We start from the raw sequence: 14,262 nt of genomic DNA, 5'->3' as shown, positions 1-14,262 counted from the left end.
GCGTCTATTGGTGTTGCCTGCGTGAAAAACTTTTGAGATATTTGTGGATACAGGCATTTCTCATTTACCGCCAGAGCCGCTGTATGTGGCAAGGCGTCATAATCGGCAAGTCGCAGGGCGTATTATACTCAGACGTCTGATGTACGGTAGCCGGTCGACGGGGATTCCCCCGCCACTGTGGCGGCAAATCGCCAGACAGGAGATAAGGCGACTCTTTTTGATAGACCACGGTGCGCCGTGTGTGGGGGTTAGGGAGGGGGTTAGTTCGGGGTGTATGCGGATGTCTTTTGATGTATCTGGATGCACTCTAACATTGCTAAATAATTGAATTAACAATTTCAGAGGCTGTCCTTTCACGCCGTCGACAGGGGTTCAAATCCCCTTGGGGACGCCAACAGAAAATCAAGCTCTTACGAGAAATCGTGAGAGCTTTTTTCGTTGTGGGCAAATTCGCCCCACTCTGCCCTGTAAGCATCCCCTTTTGGGTAGTACAGTCACGCGACTGAAGCCCACAAAATGATGCCCGAATATGAATTGCGGCCAGAAATGAAGTTGTATTTTGGCATATCTGGTGGTGATGCCTCCCATTATTTCAAATGACGGGGACAGGGAGATGGTAAGGAGCATCACATTCATGTGATGCCAGGCATGGACAGCCACTGCCAATGGTGGCACAACCAGTGCGCAGTTGTTTATTTAAACAGTCTGAAAGGAAGCTCCAAATGAGCCAGACAACCGATTCCGCGCACGAGATCGCAAAGTCCGCAGCGCAAGCACATACTCCCTCATCAGAAGTATCTGTTCTTGTCCCCGCTCCTGAAAAACGCCACCTCACCCCCCCCCTGCTGCGGCGCGGCATACAGGGCGCGTTCGCCATTTTTCTCACCTGGGTGGGCTGGAATTTTTACCTCTACGTGCAGTGGACCATGGGAAAAAGCCAGGCGTTCACCCCCAAGCCGCCCTCTGTGGAGGGTTTTCTGCCCATAAGCGAACTCATGGCCGCCCGTCGCCTGTTTGAAACCGGCATGTGGGACGCGGTGCACCCCGCAGGACTGACACTCTTTTTAGCCATTGCCCTCATGGCCCTACTGTTCCGCAAGGGGTTTTGCGGCTACATTTGCCCTGTAGGGCTTGCCTCTAACTTGCTGGGCCGCGTGGGCGAGCGTCTTGGCCTGAACCGCAATCCGTCGCGCAAGCTTGAGCTGGCCCTTCAGGCCATCAAGTATATTCCGCTGGCATTATTGTGCTATTTTAGCCTGCTTGTTATGAGCGTGGATGAAATCGACTCCTTTATGGGCGCGCCATTCAACATGGTGGCCGATTCAAGCATGCTGTTTTTCTTTTTGCGGGCCTCAACCACCACGTTCATTGTGGTGGGCGTGATTGTGGTCGCCTCGTTGGTGGTTCGCAATGCATGGTGCCGTTATCTCTGCCCATATGGGGCGTTTTTGGGTATTCTTGCGCTGGCGAGCCCGGTGGCAGTGCGCCGCAATGCGGATGCCTGCACAAGCTGCCGCCGCTGCCAGCGCGCCTGCCCCTCGGCCATTGCCGTGCACCAAAAGGCGCGCATCAATTCGCCGGAATGTCTTGGTTGCACCGCCTGTATAGAAGCCTGCCCGCAAAAAGGCTGCCTCCATCTTTCTGCGATGAACAGGCGTATACCCTTCTGGACTGTTGCCGCCGGCTGCCTGGTTGTGCTTTTTGCCGCGTACTTGTGGGCTGTAAGCACCGGGCACTGGACATCTGAAATCCCTCCGGCCATGCTGCGGCGATTCCACATGATCCAGTTTGGCGGATAAATTTACATTCAAGGTTGAAATTAAATCTGCACCACCCGCATAGCGGGTGGTGCAGATTTAATTTCAGCGACTCTGGACAGTTGCCGAATTCAGCCAAATACGGGGCATCCAAGAGGTCATCGATATTTTCCCGGATATAGAATGCGTAAGCAGTTAGACATACGGGTTTTATTTTACTATCTGAAATAACAATCACTATTGTCCAGCGGCTATCCTTAAATTTACCCTGAACTAAGAAAAACTGTAACCATCTCCTTTTTCTTGTATAAAGCTAAACTGGGATGACCATACGTAACCATAGGCTTTCACCGTAAAATTCACGAGCAAGTTCTGCCCCAGAACGGAAGGAAGATGGTACAGTCCAAAATAATAATTACTCACTTACTAGACAACCGGTCTACTATGAACTATATGTGACTCATGAAGACGATAACACCAGCTGCCGAAGTTCGGCGCCATATTCTCGAAACCGGACAGGCCATCATGAGCGGAAAGGGCTTTTCAGCCGTTGGCCTGACCGAAATCCTGACCGCAGCTGGTGTGCCCAAGGGCTCCTTCTACTATTACTTCAAATCCAAGGATGCCTTTGGTGAAGCCCTGCTTGAACAGTATTTCGCTGACTACATGGCAGAAATCACTGTGCTGCTGGAAAAGCCGGGCCAAAGCGGCGCGGAGCGCCTGATAGCCTACTGGGAAAAATGGCTCGGAACCCAAGCGGGATGCGACCATCAGGGTAAATGTCTGGCGGTCAAACTTGGGGCCGAAGTTGCGGATTTGTCCGAAGCCATGCGTAATGCCTTGCGGATTGGCACCGCAAGAATTATGCAGCGCCTGGCCAAAGCAATAGATGAAGCGCGCGCTGATGGCTCACTGGTTGTTGAGGGAGATGCCCTTTTCCTGGCCGAGACTCTGTACCAGCTGTGGATTGGGGCGAGTCTTCTTGAAAAAATTACCAGAAATGGCGAACCGCTGAAAACCGCGATGGTTGCAACTCGCCGTATTCTCAATCTTTCTTTGCCCAAATAAGAAGATTATTGTGAGACATAGCATTGTCTGGAGCAAATTTATTTCCACACTATAGTCGACCGGTCTAATATCAAACAACTCAAACTGCCAACAAAAAATGGAGCCTACCATGAACGATTTCACTTTTTACAACCCCACCCGTATCGTGTTCGGCAAAAACACCATCGCGCAGTTGGATGCGCTTGTCCCTGCTGAGGCGCGCGTGCTCGTCCTGTACGGAGGGGAAAGCGCACGCAAAAACGGCACACTGGACGAGGTGCGCGCAGCCCTTGGACATCGTAACGTTCAGGAGTTTGGCGGCATAGAGCCCAACCCGTCCTTTGAAACGTTGATGCTAGCCGTTGAGCTGATCAAGCGAGAAAAAAATGACTTCCTGATCGCCGTCGGGGGCGGCTCGGTTATTGACGGCACAAAATTCATTGCCGCAGCCGCCTGCTTTGAAGGAGACCCCTGGTCTATTATGGAAACGCACGGCTCCAACGTGACCCAGGCTCTGCCCTTCGCCAGCGTGCTGACCTTGCCGGCGACCGGGTCGGAAATGAATAACGGGGCGGTGATAACCCGCAGCGCAACGCATACCAAACTGCCCTTCATGAGCCCCCATGTCTTCCCGCAGTTTTCCATACTTGATCCGACCAAGACCTTTACCCTACCTGAAAAACAAATTGCCAACGGCGTTGTTGATGCCTTTGTGCATGTTGTCGAACAGTATCTGACCTATCCGGCCGACGCCCTTGTTCAGGACAGGTTTTCCGAAGGGCTGCTGCAAATCCTGATTGAGATCGGTCCGAAGCTCATGTCTGACAAACAGGACTACGACATCCGCGCCAACCTGATGTGGACGGCGACGCTGGCGCTCAACGGACTGATCGGGGCGGGCGTTCCCCAGGACTGGTCAACCCACATGATCGGTCATGAACTGACCGCCCGTTACGGCATTGATCACGCGCGTACCCTGGCCATTGTGCTTCCAGCCAATTTGCAGGTCCGTAGAGCGGAAAAACGTGAAAAACTGCTGCAATACGCCGCCCGTGTATGGGGCATCACCAACGGAAATGAAGAAGAAAGGATTGACGCCGCCATCGCAAAGACACGGACGTTTTTTGAAGGCCTCGGCTTGCCGACCACTCTGTCTGCATACGGCCTTGGCCAGCAGGATGTTGACGCCATTGTCGGGCAGCTTGCAGCGCACGATATGACGGCGCTTGGCGAAAAGAGCGAAATCACCCCTGAGATCAGCCAGCGTATACTGGAAGCCAGCCTTTAATCCTTCTTGCTCTGAGTATTCATCAACTGTGGCACACAATATCCAACAATATTAGAGTAAATCATGGCTTACGCTACAACCAATCCCTACACCGGTGAAGTGTTGAAAAGTTTTCCTGAAGCGACTGACAGCGAGGTGGATCAAGCGCTCGATGACGCCCACAATGCCTTTCTATTATGGAAAGACACCCCCTTTTCCACACGCAAGGTCACTTTGCAACGTGCGGCGGATCTGCTGCGCGAGCGGGCCACCGATTATGCCCACCTGCTGACGCTGGAAATGGGAAAAATCACCGCTGAAGCGCGGGCCGAAGTGGAAATATCCGCCGGTATCTTTGAATATTACGCGAATCATATAGAAACGCTGTTAGTGCCGGAAGCGTTGAGCGTCGCGCACCCTTCAGAAGGCAAGGCCACAATGGTGTACGAACCGCTCGGCATCATTCTGGCCATTGAACCCTGGAACTTCCCCTTCTACCAGGTCACTCGCATTCTAGCTCCGCAACTGGCCGCAGGGAACACCATGCTGCTGAAGCATGCCTCGAATGTGCCGCAATGCGCCGCCGCCTTTGATCAATTGATGCGCGACGCTGGCCTGCCCGCCGGGGCTTTCCAGAATCTTTTCGCCACGCGGCAGCAAGTTGAAAAGATTATCAACGACCCGCGAGTCCACGGTGTGGCTCTGACCGGCTCTGAAGGGGCCGGGGCGGTAATCGCGGCTCAGGCTGGCAAAGCCTTGAAAAAAACCACAATGGAGCTTGGCGGCTCTGACGCCTTTGTGGTGCTTGCTGATGCGGAACTCGACAAAACTGTGGACTGGGCCGTATTCGGGCGTCACTGGAACGCTGGCCAGGTATGCGTTTCTTCCAAGCGGATGATTGTGCTGGATGAGGTGTACGATGCCTTTCTAAACCGTTACATTGAAGGCGTGGCGCGGCTGAAAGCGGGCGATCCACTTGATCCGTCCACGACGCTGGCGCCATTGTCCTCGCAAGCGGCGGCTGATGACATCCGGGCCAAGATCCGTGAGGCCGTGGCTCACCGCGCAACCGCCACCGAGGTGGGGCCCAAGGTTCCGTCGCGCGGCGCTTTTCTGCAGCCGACCATTCTCAGCAATCTGACTCCGGATAATCCGGCCTATTATTGGGAGTTTTTCGGCCCGGTCACCATGATTTTTCGTGCAAAAAACGAAGAGGAAGCGATTCAAATCGCCAATGATTCGCCATACGGGTTGGGTGGTTCGGTGTTTACGGCCGACCCTCTGCATGGCGCTGAAGTTGCCGGGCGCATTTCCACCGGCAAGGTGTTTGTCAACCATCCAACAGCTCCGAAAGCGGATCTGCCTTTCGGAGGCATCCGCCGCTCCGGTTATGGGCGGGAACTGACGGACCTTGGCATCAAGGAGTTCGTCAACCAAAAGCTGATTTGCATCGTTGATATAGATGCGGCATTTTTATAGGCCCTAACGCCCGTAACGGCTGTCTCCAATAAGCTTCCTGTAGACAGTCCCCATATCTGCCGACAGAGCGAATCCGAAAACCAGAGTGTTCTATATCGGCCAGCAAGGGGACATGGAGCGTGGCCTTTTGCCTTTGGGTTTTCCGCATGCGTACATCTTTCGCCCTTTGATCATCAGCTCTATGACTGAAAAAACATGCAGGATATTTTGTATAACGCCAATAAAAACACCACATTATTTAAAGGAAAATGACATGCCCGCTTTTCTAGTAGACACCAACCGCTGTAAAAAGGATGGCATTTGCGCAAGCGTTTGCCCTGTTGCCGCGTTGTGCCTGAACGATGACAAATTCCCAAAAAACACTCCAGAAGGGGCTGCGAGGTGCATTTCCTGCGGTCAGTGTATTGCCTTCTGCCCGCATGGGGCCTGTTCGTTAGAGGGGATCGCTGCGGATACGCCTACTCCGGATTTCTCGAAAAAACCACCTGAGGAGCAGCTCACGGCTTTTTTGCTGAGCCGACGCTCTATACGCCAATATCGCAAAGAACCCGTCCCCCAATCCACAGTTGATGCGATTATGGAAGGAGTGCGCTATGCGCCCAGCGCAGCAAATACGCAGCCATTACGATGGATATTGATCAACTCCCGTGAACATCTCAAAAAGGCTGGTGATCTTGTAGCCCAGGGAATGGAAGCCCTGGCCCCTGATGATGTTCATCTTCGCTCCACTGTCGCGGCATGGCGCTCAGGCACGGATGTCTATTTTCGGAACGCGCCCCAGTTGATGATTGCCGTGGCCCCCAAAGACTGGCCTTGGGGAAGGGAAGACGGAGCTGTGGCCCTTACCCATTTTGAAATGCATGCCCTGACCCATGGCGTTGGCTGCTGCTGGGCGGGATACTTGACCTTTATAGGCGCTAGGTACGCCCCCCTTGAAAAATTTCTCGGTGTAGAAGGCCATGAGGTGATTGTGGGTGCGCAGTTTTTCGGCATCCCCAAACTGCTGCCACATGCCCTGCCCCCCAGAAAGAAAATAAACCTCACCATTCGGTGATGTTGCGGCTCAATAATGAAAAGAGCGGCAAGATATAACACATCTTGCCGCTCTTGTTTTTAGCGCTTGGTTACAATCCCCAAGCCCCGCTGGATCAGATTAACTTTGAAATACTTCACTCAAAGGTAAAATGCTCTAAACCAGTCTGGCAATATGCTTCATACGGTCACCAGGAAGCAAGGCCACCGGTGGCACATCAATCAGCGTATGGCAACCGGGAGCAAGGCGCGTGGTGGCCCTGGCGCAGGATACCAGCACTTGCGCCGTCAGGGCGGGGTTGTCTATGCGCATGTCAAAACTCAAACGCTGGTTGGAAGTACTCCCAGAAGCGCCAATGCGCTCCATAAGCACGCCGTGAGAATTGTCGGCCACAGAATCCAGTTCTTCCTGGCTGCCCACTTCGCGAACATCCAGGGGGTCGCTGCTGAAATAGGGGTCAGCGGCGATTCTTTGCTTGATGTCCGCAAAAGAAGCCCCGGCAGCGGGAAGGACGTATACCAGCCGTGAATGTTTGCCGCCGCCGACAGGAATCGTGATGGAGCAGGCATTTTCTACCCCGGCAATAGACCGCGCCGCTACGGAATGCCCCATGGAGCGGCCGCGCCCGAAGTTGGTAAAGGTCGTTCCCACTGGGGTCATTGCTTCAAAAAGCGCGCGCAGAACCGAGTCCGTCCCTGGGTCCCACCCTGCTGCGGTTATGCACGTCCGGCCGGACGCCTTGGCTGCCTGATCCAGATCTGCAACCAGCTGAGGAATTTCTGAATGGATATCAAAACTGTCCACGGTATTGATGCCCTTTTCCAGGTAATGGCGGACATCCGCCGGAACATTGCGTGAAGGGCCGCAAATAACGGTAACATCGGGCTTGCCCTTGACCGCCATAAGCGCGTCAATGGAGGCATAGTCCGGCAGCCCCCGCAGCGAAAAGGCCTGAGTACCCAGCGAAGAGGCACGCCGCACCACGCCCAGGCAGTCAAAATCCCGGGCGCTGAGCAGGCAGTCTATGACGCCCTTACCTATATTGCCCAGGCCATGCACAGCAACTTTAATTGGATCCATGTGTTCCTCCCATGATGTTTGCTTTCTTGTGGCATATGGTGCACACCCCGATAAATCTCAGGTTCAGGCGCGCGATCGAAACAGATTGCCATGCCGTAACTGACTACGGGGCAATGCAGCCATGCCCATTGACGTTCAGACGAGAAAGGGAACCTACTGGCGTAAGTTCCCTTATGGGCTATCTTTTCATATCTGTCGTCCGGGACGGAAAACGGGCCTCTCCAAAGCGAGAATCGTGCGAAAAGGCTTTAAATACGTGTCGTCAACATGACAGCAGACCTCAAGAATTGTCGGCCAAAACCGGGTGCGTGTCCATTGCTTTTTCACCTCAGCGAGACCTTGTCGGTTTACTGGATTTTGCATGCGGCGAATAGCAGAAGTCCAGCCACTGCGTAGTATTTCAAACAATTTTGACAATAGCTGCAACGCGGATTGCCGAAATACGCATACGTACAGTCTGGCTGGCAGACATCAAACACTGCGCAGCCAGATAGGGAATCACTGGCACAGGCACGGAAGTATCTGCCCAATATGGCATTGCCGCAAGAAACTAGCATCACATAATATGTACTTGTAATATGTTTTTTTACGGCATAAATTTATTGCAAGTCAAAAATTATTACCGCCTTATACATGCAAACAAACATCGTAACAAGAATAACATGTAACCATGTTTTTAGCTATATAATAATGAACTATAATTGTTCAGTTGATAAATTATACTATAATAATATCCGAGAGTGGCAAAAATCTGGCCTTCCCCATTTGCCGATTCACCTGTACATTGACAAAATGATTAGCTGGTTAAATTTAGAGCCTACAAAGACCGTTTTAGAGGATTAGCATTATGAAACTGCCATCATTGCCGCCGATATTAAAATTTCAGGTTGTCGTAAAAACTCTGGCTGTTCAAGCGTCTATTTTATTAGGCATCTTGTTTCTGTGCTGGGGTTTGCAACGCGCCTATTCAGCCATTGACGCCACAACATTTCCGGATCCGATGCCCATACCCGCCGAGGCGGACAAACTGCCGGAAATCGAGAAAGGAAAAATCCTGCTGGATTCCATCACCTACCAGATGCGTCGCGAACTGAATTCCACCTTTGGCTGGAGCCTAAACGACATCATTTTTAACCGATTCGTAATGGACAATCGCGCCTACCGCCAGTATGGCGTATACCACGCGACCCGGTTTCTCCTTGACCTCTACTCCAGCCAGATAGCCAAGCTGGGCAGCAGTGACCGCGAGAGCGAGTTTTTGTACAAGGCGCGCATCAACAGTTTTGCCATTGATCCGCGCAGCTTCATGCTCCCTTCCGCCGAAGGTTCCTACAAAAAGGGCTTCAAATTGCTGGAGGATTACAAAAAATCGCTGGACAATGGCACTGGCGTGTTCAACTGCCGCTCGGATGACCTGTATGCTTCTTTTGTCGCCGTAACCGGCGAAAACATGCTGGGCTATGCTTTGGGACTGTTGCAGAACGCACAGGATATGTCGTTCTATACGTTGGATAACCGTATTTATGAAGTGCAGGGCATTGTGCTGGTTCTGCGCGACTTTATCCACACCCTGTATACGCTGTACCCCGAAATACGGGCCAAAAACAACGAAGAAAACATGGCCTCCGCCATGTCTTACTTGACCCGCATCTGTGACTACGACCCTCTGTACATTACATCTTCCTTCAACTCCGGCGAGCTGGTTTTATCGTACCTTCTGTTTGCCAAAGCTCGCCTGGAAGATATCCGCAACAGCATTCGCATGTAATATTGTGACGCAAAAAAGCTGCGGAGAATTTTGCACAAAGATTCTCCGCAGCTTTTACTTTCTGCCATAGGACACGTCGCTAACGTGACAGTAGAGCATGACAGTGCAAATCAGATGATGCACTGCGCGTTATTTATGTTTTCAACAGAATCCAGCCATCTTTGATGGCTGGATTCTGCATTTAGGGAACTCTCGTTCGGCATGTCCGCATGCGTCAATTCAGGATTGAGCTGTAGCAGAAAGGACGCCGTCATTATTGCCCGGCGGGAAGAAAGGCAAAAGGCGCTGTTTCCTTGAAGTACCCCGAAGCTTCCCCGGAGAAGATTGCCCCGTTCTGGAGGGTCAGCTTCTTTACGGGAGCTCCTGGCTTCAGATCCAGCTTGTCCATAGAAACCCAGAAGGTATTGGGGCTGGTGGCAGAGTCAAAATAATAGGTCAAATTTTTCTGGTCGGCGATGGAGCGCCAGATGGTCGAAGAAATGTTGGGCTGGCCAGGGGTGGTAATGCCAAGCGGTACGCTGACCGCGCGCTGCAAGCTGAGCATGCTGGCAATGGCCTGATTATTGAAGATTTTTCCGGGAACAGCATCAATGTAGTTTTTGTCCATAGCCTTGGGGATGGCATCAAGAAAAAATGAGGCACGGGCAAAACGGTCAGCCGCACGGTTGGTTCCCGGCAAAAAAACCAGCCCTCCTATCTCCTTCCAATAAGCGTTCAAGGCAAGCTGCTGATCATAGCTCGGCGAGTTGGTCATCACGGTATAGCCCTTACCGTGGTGTATGACCAGTTTGCCCTTGATATACTCAAAAATGGCCGAGTCGCCTGTAACATCCGAAATTGCCAGATGCATGGTGCTTGCGGCCCCATTGGGCAGTTTGGGGGCCGCTATCCGAAAGGGTTCATTCTTGAGCGCGTCTACTGTTTCCGCAACGGTAGCAAAGTTGTCCAGAACATACTGAGCCCAGGTCGCTATGGAAATGACAGGTTTTTCGGGATCAACCTGCCCATAGTCTGACTCCGCCAGATACAGGATGCTGGTTACAAGCCCCTTTTCATTCATTCCATCCGTCGTGCCCGCGTCATACCCGGCGGCAGTGATACTTCCGTACTTAGACACCCAGCGTACAGATCGGCTCCCCGCTGCTCCATCTTTATTCATCCCTGCCGGAAAAGCCCACAGGTTGGTGCCCATGTCTTCCTTCCAGTCCATATTCCGGCCTGTGATGACGGTATTGCCGTCGGCAGAAACGTACAGCGTCCTGGTGCAGGCCAGCACCGGTTCGCACGCAACTGCCGCGACCAGAAGCAAGCTGATCGCGGACGAAACCCACCTTAATACCTTTATATTATGGATCATAGGCGCTCCTGTGAGCAGGTGTTGGTGATTGAATAAAGCAGGACGACATCGGCAGTCTCAGCTGCAAGTCAAACGTCGCCGCACTATAAAAAAGGCACAGGGTCAGTGCACAAAACGATTGCTGCAACAAACTGCCTCAAAACTAAAAATAAAAACCTTTATCGTCAAACGTAATATCCTGTTCTACGGCACGCCCTTCGGCCAGACAAAATGTGGCAGACAGCAGGGAGCGAACACTTGGCAACCCCAGGCAGGCGGGATTGCCAGAGGCGATGCTTTAGCCGTCATCGGCGATACGCCTTGATACTTTAAGCCGCGTCCAGGCGGCACGCAGTATGCGAACGACAAAGTAAGAGCGGGAATACGCGCATACGTACACCCGCTCGAAGAAAATAACAGATGGCTGCACAGCTGGTTGTGCCAGTCTCGCGCATCGCGTCCTCTATTACCTATGAAAAACCCTCCGGCGTTGCGACCAGGAAGGAATGAGCAATGTATTGACATACAAGGTCATGACGTCTTTATTTTCCATAAGCTATCTGCCTTCGTGACGCTGCGGCGTATCCTCCTGACACATGCTCGCTTCTTCAAAAAAAATATCTGGCTGCAAAATAATCACTTCAGAACTGTTTCTTTCAAAATCCCATACGCCTTCGGCCTGCCACTGCCGCATGACCTTATGGATTGAAGTGCGGTGCATGCCCAACAGATCTGCCATTTCACGGTAAGAAATATCGCGCCGGGCGCGAAGTGGCGATGATCCCGGCACAATGCGTGAAGCCATATACTTGCATACTCTGGTCAAGGGCGATTCAAGGCTGAGCGACACAAGAGACTCGGCCAGCAAACCGACCTTTTTTGCATAGCTTTGGCAAAGATTAAGTAATAGCTCGGGATTTTTCTTACCCAGTTCCTCTACGTCCCGTTGCGAGAATACGTGCAAATAGCAATTTTTTGTGCACTCGTGGTAAAATCTTATTCGTCGCGTTGAAGAATGGGACTCGACGGAGCCTGCGCCAAACATTATGGTTTCATTAAAACAGCACCCCTTGCTGAGATACCACAGGGTTTTTTCATTGCCGCAGGCATCCAGGGCCATCAGGCGTACTCTGCCGCTGAGAACATAGTACATTGTTGGCGCGTCATCGCTAAACCTCCAGCCTTTTTCCCATTTACGGGCCTTATCTTTGACAACCTTCCCCCAGCAGTCATTGTGGTTGATCAATTCGATGAAAGACATTAGTCCCTCCCGATCAAGAGGTTAGACCAACTGAATAGTCCAGGATTGAATCCATAACAAAAAAAGCAGCACTGCTTCCATCACACAGAATGTTAATGGGAAAGAATATACCGTTGCCGGGGTATACTGAAAAGGGCCACAACGGCAGTGGCCTGAGGCAGGTGCTAATTGATGAAATAATCCTAGCGCCCTTTTTTTGTGAATAATGTTGCATGAACTACAATTTTCACTGTCAGCCAGAGCTATCATGCGGTTATCGTACGGATAGGTTGAGAGAACTACTGACAATCAACCCTATTGTGCAAAAAATAACCCGCACGTTTGGAGGTCTTCATGGGTCACCCGACTATTTATCCCACTGGGGTCACAGTTTACAAACCGGAAAAGGCATGGAGCGGCTTTACCATTCTGCAGGCTCCCGACAACGGCGCACTGCTGATCGGCATGAACGGGCACGAAATCCGCATGTGGAAGGATCTGCATGGCTTCCCCAATAAAATGTTCCCGGGTGGAATGCTCATGGGCAGCACAGGCACCCGCCACCCCAAGCATGGGCTGCAAGACCAGCTTGACCTTGTCCAGGTAGACTGGGACGGCAACATTGTTTGGAAGTTCGACAGGGCCGAGTTCATCGAAGACCCAGGCATGGAAGGCCGCTGGATGGCCCGTCAGCATCATGATTTCCAGCGGGAAGGCAGCTCCACGGGGTACTACGCTCCTGGGCAGGAACCCAAAATTGACTCAGGCAATACGCTTGTCCTTTGCCACAAAAATACCGTCAATCCCTATATCAGCGACAAGATGCTGGTGGATGACGTCATTTATGAAGTAACCTGGGACGGCGACATCGTTTGGGAATGGAACTGCGCCGACCATGCGGAAGAAATGGGCTTTGGCGAGGCCGCCCGCAACGCCATGTGCCGCGACCCCAACTTCCGTGGCGGAACCATCATGGAAAACGCGCCGGGTGTGGGCGATTGGATGCACGTCAACTCCATGTCCACGCTGGGACCCAACAAGTGGTTCGACGCAGGCGACGCCCGTTTCCATCCGGACAACATCATCATTGACGGTCGTGAAACCAACATTATCTTGATTCTGGACAAAAAGACAGGAAAGATCGTGTGGCAGCTCGGCCCGGACTATGACCGTACGCCTGAAGAAAAAGCCATTGGCTGGATTATCGGCCAACATCACGCTCACATGATCCCCCGCGGTCTGCCGGGCGAAGGCAACATTCTTGTGTATGACAACGGCGGATGGGGCGGATACGGCAACCCCAACCCTGGCGCGCCCCATGGCGTCAAGGCCGCGCAGCGCGACTACTCGCGTGTGCTTGAAATTGACCCCGTGGCCATGAAAATCGTGTGGCAGTATACGCCGCATGAAGCGGGCTTCCTTGTCCCCCTCGACGCCTACCGTTTCTACAGCCCCTTCATCAGCTCCGCACAGCGTCTGCCCAATGGCAACACGCTCATCTGCGAAGGCTCTGACGGTCGCGTGTTTGAAGTGACCGCTGAACATGAACTCGTGTGGGAATATATTTGCCCTTACAAGGGACACATCAGCCTGCCCATGAACTGGGTGTACCGCGCGTACCGCCTGCCCTATTCGTGGGTGCCGCAGGCCGAAGTTCCCGAAGAAAAAGCCATTGAACCTTTGACGGTTAAGGAATTCCGCGTTCCTGGGGCTGCCCCCTTTGGCGCCATGTCCACCGTCAAGGTGGATGGCACCATCGGTTACTACAGCGGCGCTGGTCACTGCGTGGCCGCAACCGAATAGCCTGATTCCATAAACCCCTCCTCCGAATGCCATGAGACCCCGGATCTGCCGCCGGGGTCTCATTTTTTTTAGCATACCAGAAATATTAGATAAAATTTTGTAACCTGATGCTGCCCTATTTCACCGTATGGTTTAGAGCATTTTTCCTTTCAAATAAGTCAAAAGCTCCAATGCTGCACGAGAGCGCAGCGCGGCGCAATGCAGCATGAATTCCGTCGAAGAGCACATTTTTCAGCAGAATGACAAAGTGAAATGTGAAGCATTTCAGGTTGCTCTAATTCAGCCGCGCAGGGTGTGGACTTTATCCTGTGGCATATTGTATGCTTGGCATGAGGGCTCATCAGATCACCACTGAAATGTGCACTCGCAAAATTTACGGCTGGTCCAGCCATGGCGGCCAGCTTTTGCAACCAACAAACTATGGCGGCTTTGTCCGCAGGTCACTGCAGGCT

Annotated in this window: 11 protein-coding genes; 8 read left to right on the top strand and 3 right to left on the bottom strand. The window is 52.4% G+C overall.

Annotated features, from left to right (window positions below; all coding sequences use genetic code 11):
* Window positions 1-722 precede the first annotated feature (722 nt).
* The 5 genes from BCS36_RS13030 (at window position 723) to BCS36_RS13010 (ending at window position 6,604) form a co-directional block, all read left to right on the top strand.
* A complete protein-coding gene (locus tag BCS36_RS13030; RefSeq protein WP_291303305.1) occupies window positions 723-1,799 on the top strand; it encodes a 4Fe-4S binding protein in 1,077 nt (358 codons plus the stop codon).
* A gap of 420 nt (window positions 1,800-2,219) precedes the next feature.
* The gene (locus tag BCS36_RS13025) at window positions 2,220-2,825 is read left to right on the top strand and encodes a TetR/AcrR family transcriptional regulator (RefSeq protein WP_291303304.1); all 606 of its coding nucleotides are present in this window, start codon (window positions 2,220-2,222) and stop codon (window positions 2,823-2,825) included.
* A 109-nt stretch (window positions 2,826-2,934) separates the two neighbouring features.
* Window positions 2,935-4,092: an iron-containing alcohol dehydrogenase gene (locus BCS36_RS13020; protein WP_291303303.1), complete on the top strand. Its 1,158-nt coding sequence runs from the start codon at window positions 2,935-2,937 to the stop codon at window positions 4,090-4,092.
* 63 nt (window positions 4,093-4,155) lie between these two features.
* Window positions 4,156-5,550: an NAD-dependent succinate-semialdehyde dehydrogenase gene (locus BCS36_RS13015; protein ID WP_291303302.1), complete on the top strand. Its 1,395-nt coding sequence runs from the start codon at window positions 4,156-4,158 to the stop codon at window positions 5,548-5,550.
* A gap of 85 nt (window positions 5,551-5,635) precedes the next feature.
* Window positions 5,636-6,604 carry a nitroreductase family protein gene (locus BCS36_RS13010; RefSeq protein WP_291303301.1) on the top strand — a complete coding sequence of 323 codons (969 nt, stop codon included), beginning with the start codon at window positions 5,636-5,638 and terminating at the stop codon, window positions 6,602-6,604.
* A gap of 135 nt (window positions 6,605-6,739) precedes the next feature.
* Here BCS36_RS13010 and BCS36_RS13005 read toward each other — a convergent pair whose 3' ends face one another.
* Window positions 6,740-7,663, bottom strand: a complete 924-nt coding sequence (locus BCS36_RS13005) for a diaminopimelate dehydrogenase (protein ID WP_291303300.1) — start codon at window positions 7,661-7,663, stop codon at window positions 6,740-6,742.
* 1,000 nt (window positions 7,664-8,663) lie between these two features.
* Here BCS36_RS13005 and BCS36_RS13000 point away from each other — a divergent pair.
* Entirely contained in the window at window positions 8,664-9,431 is a 768-nt protein-coding gene (locus BCS36_RS13000) for a DUF2333 family protein (RefSeq protein WP_291303299.1), read from the top strand.
* A gap of 253 nt (window positions 9,432-9,684) precedes the next feature.
* Here the strand turns inward: BCS36_RS13000 and BCS36_RS12995 are convergent, their stop codons facing one another.
* Complete coding sequence (locus BCS36_RS12995; RefSeq protein ID WP_291303298.1) at window positions 9,685-10,788, bottom strand: linear amide C-N hydrolase; 1,104 nt, start codon at window positions 10,786-10,788, stop codon at window positions 9,685-9,687.
* 28 nt (window positions 10,789-10,816) lie between these two features.
* Here BCS36_RS12995 and BCS36_RS12990 point away from each other — a divergent pair, with 28 nt between their 5' ends.
* Window positions 10,817-11,092 carry a hypothetical protein gene (locus BCS36_RS12990; RefSeq protein WP_291303297.1) on the top strand — a complete coding sequence of 92 codons (276 nt, stop codon included), beginning with the start codon at window positions 10,817-10,819 and terminating at the stop codon, window positions 11,090-11,092.
* 231 nt (window positions 11,093-11,323) lie between these two features.
* Here the strand turns inward: BCS36_RS12990 and BCS36_RS12985 are convergent, their stop codons facing one another.
* Entirely contained in the window at window positions 11,324-12,028 is a 705-nt protein-coding gene (locus BCS36_RS12985; RefSeq protein ID WP_291303296.1) for a Crp/Fnr family transcriptional regulator, read from the bottom strand.
* 333 nt (window positions 12,029-12,361) lie between these two features.
* Between BCS36_RS12985 and BCS36_RS12980 the strand changes: the two genes are divergently transcribed.
* Window positions 12,362-13,810, top strand: coding sequence for an aryl-sulfate sulfotransferase (locus tag BCS36_RS12980; RefSeq protein WP_291303295.1), 1,449 nt, complete (start codon window positions 12,362-12,364; stop codon window positions 13,808-13,810).
* Window positions 13,811-14,262: the final 452 nt, after the last annotated feature.

Origin of the sequence: Desulfovibrio sp. MES5, from assembly GCF_002237645.1 — a bacterium.
Lineage (GTDB): Bacteria > Desulfobacterota > Desulfovibrionia > Desulfovibrionales > Desulfovibrionaceae > Desulfovibrio.
The sequence above is the reverse complement of the archived record's forward strand: the minus strand, read 5'-3'. Positions and strand labels throughout refer to the sequence as shown.

What these genes read in the sequence shown, in the direction of transcription:
- BCS36_RS13030 (WP_291303305.1), top strand. Translation starts at nt 723, where the DNA reads ATGAGCCAGACAACCGATTCCGCGCACGAGATCGCAAAGTCCGCAGCG.
- BCS36_RS13025 (WP_291303304.1), top strand. Translation starts at nt 2,220, where the DNA reads ATGAAGACGATAACACCAGCTGCCGAAGTTCGGCGCCATATTCTCGAA.
- BCS36_RS13020 (WP_291303303.1), top strand. Translation starts at nt 2,935, where the DNA reads ATGAACGATTTCACTTTTTACAACCCCACCCGTATCGTGTTCGGCAAA.
- BCS36_RS13015 (WP_291303302.1), top strand. Translation starts at nt 4,156, where the DNA reads ATGGCTTACGCTACAACCAATCCCTACACCGGTGAAGTGTTGAAAAGT.
- BCS36_RS13005 (WP_291303300.1), bottom strand. Translation starts at nt 7,663, where the DNA reads ATGGATCCAATTAAAGTTGCTGTGCATGGCCTGGGCAATATAGGTAAG.
- BCS36_RS13000 (WP_291303299.1), top strand. Translation starts at nt 8,664, where the DNA reads ATGCCCATACCCGCCGAGGCGGACAAACTGCCGGAAATCGAGAAAGGA.
- BCS36_RS12995 (WP_291303298.1), bottom strand. Translation starts at nt 10,788, where the DNA reads ATGATCCATAATATAAAGGTATTAAGGTGGGTTTCGTCCGCGATCAGC.
- BCS36_RS12985 (WP_291303296.1), bottom strand. Translation starts at nt 12,028, where the DNA reads ATGTCTTTCATCGAATTGATCAACCACAATGACTGCTGGGGGAAGGTT.
- BCS36_RS12980 (WP_291303295.1), top strand. Translation starts at nt 12,362, where the DNA reads ATGGGTCACCCGACTATTTATCCCACTGGGGTCACAGTTTACAAACCG.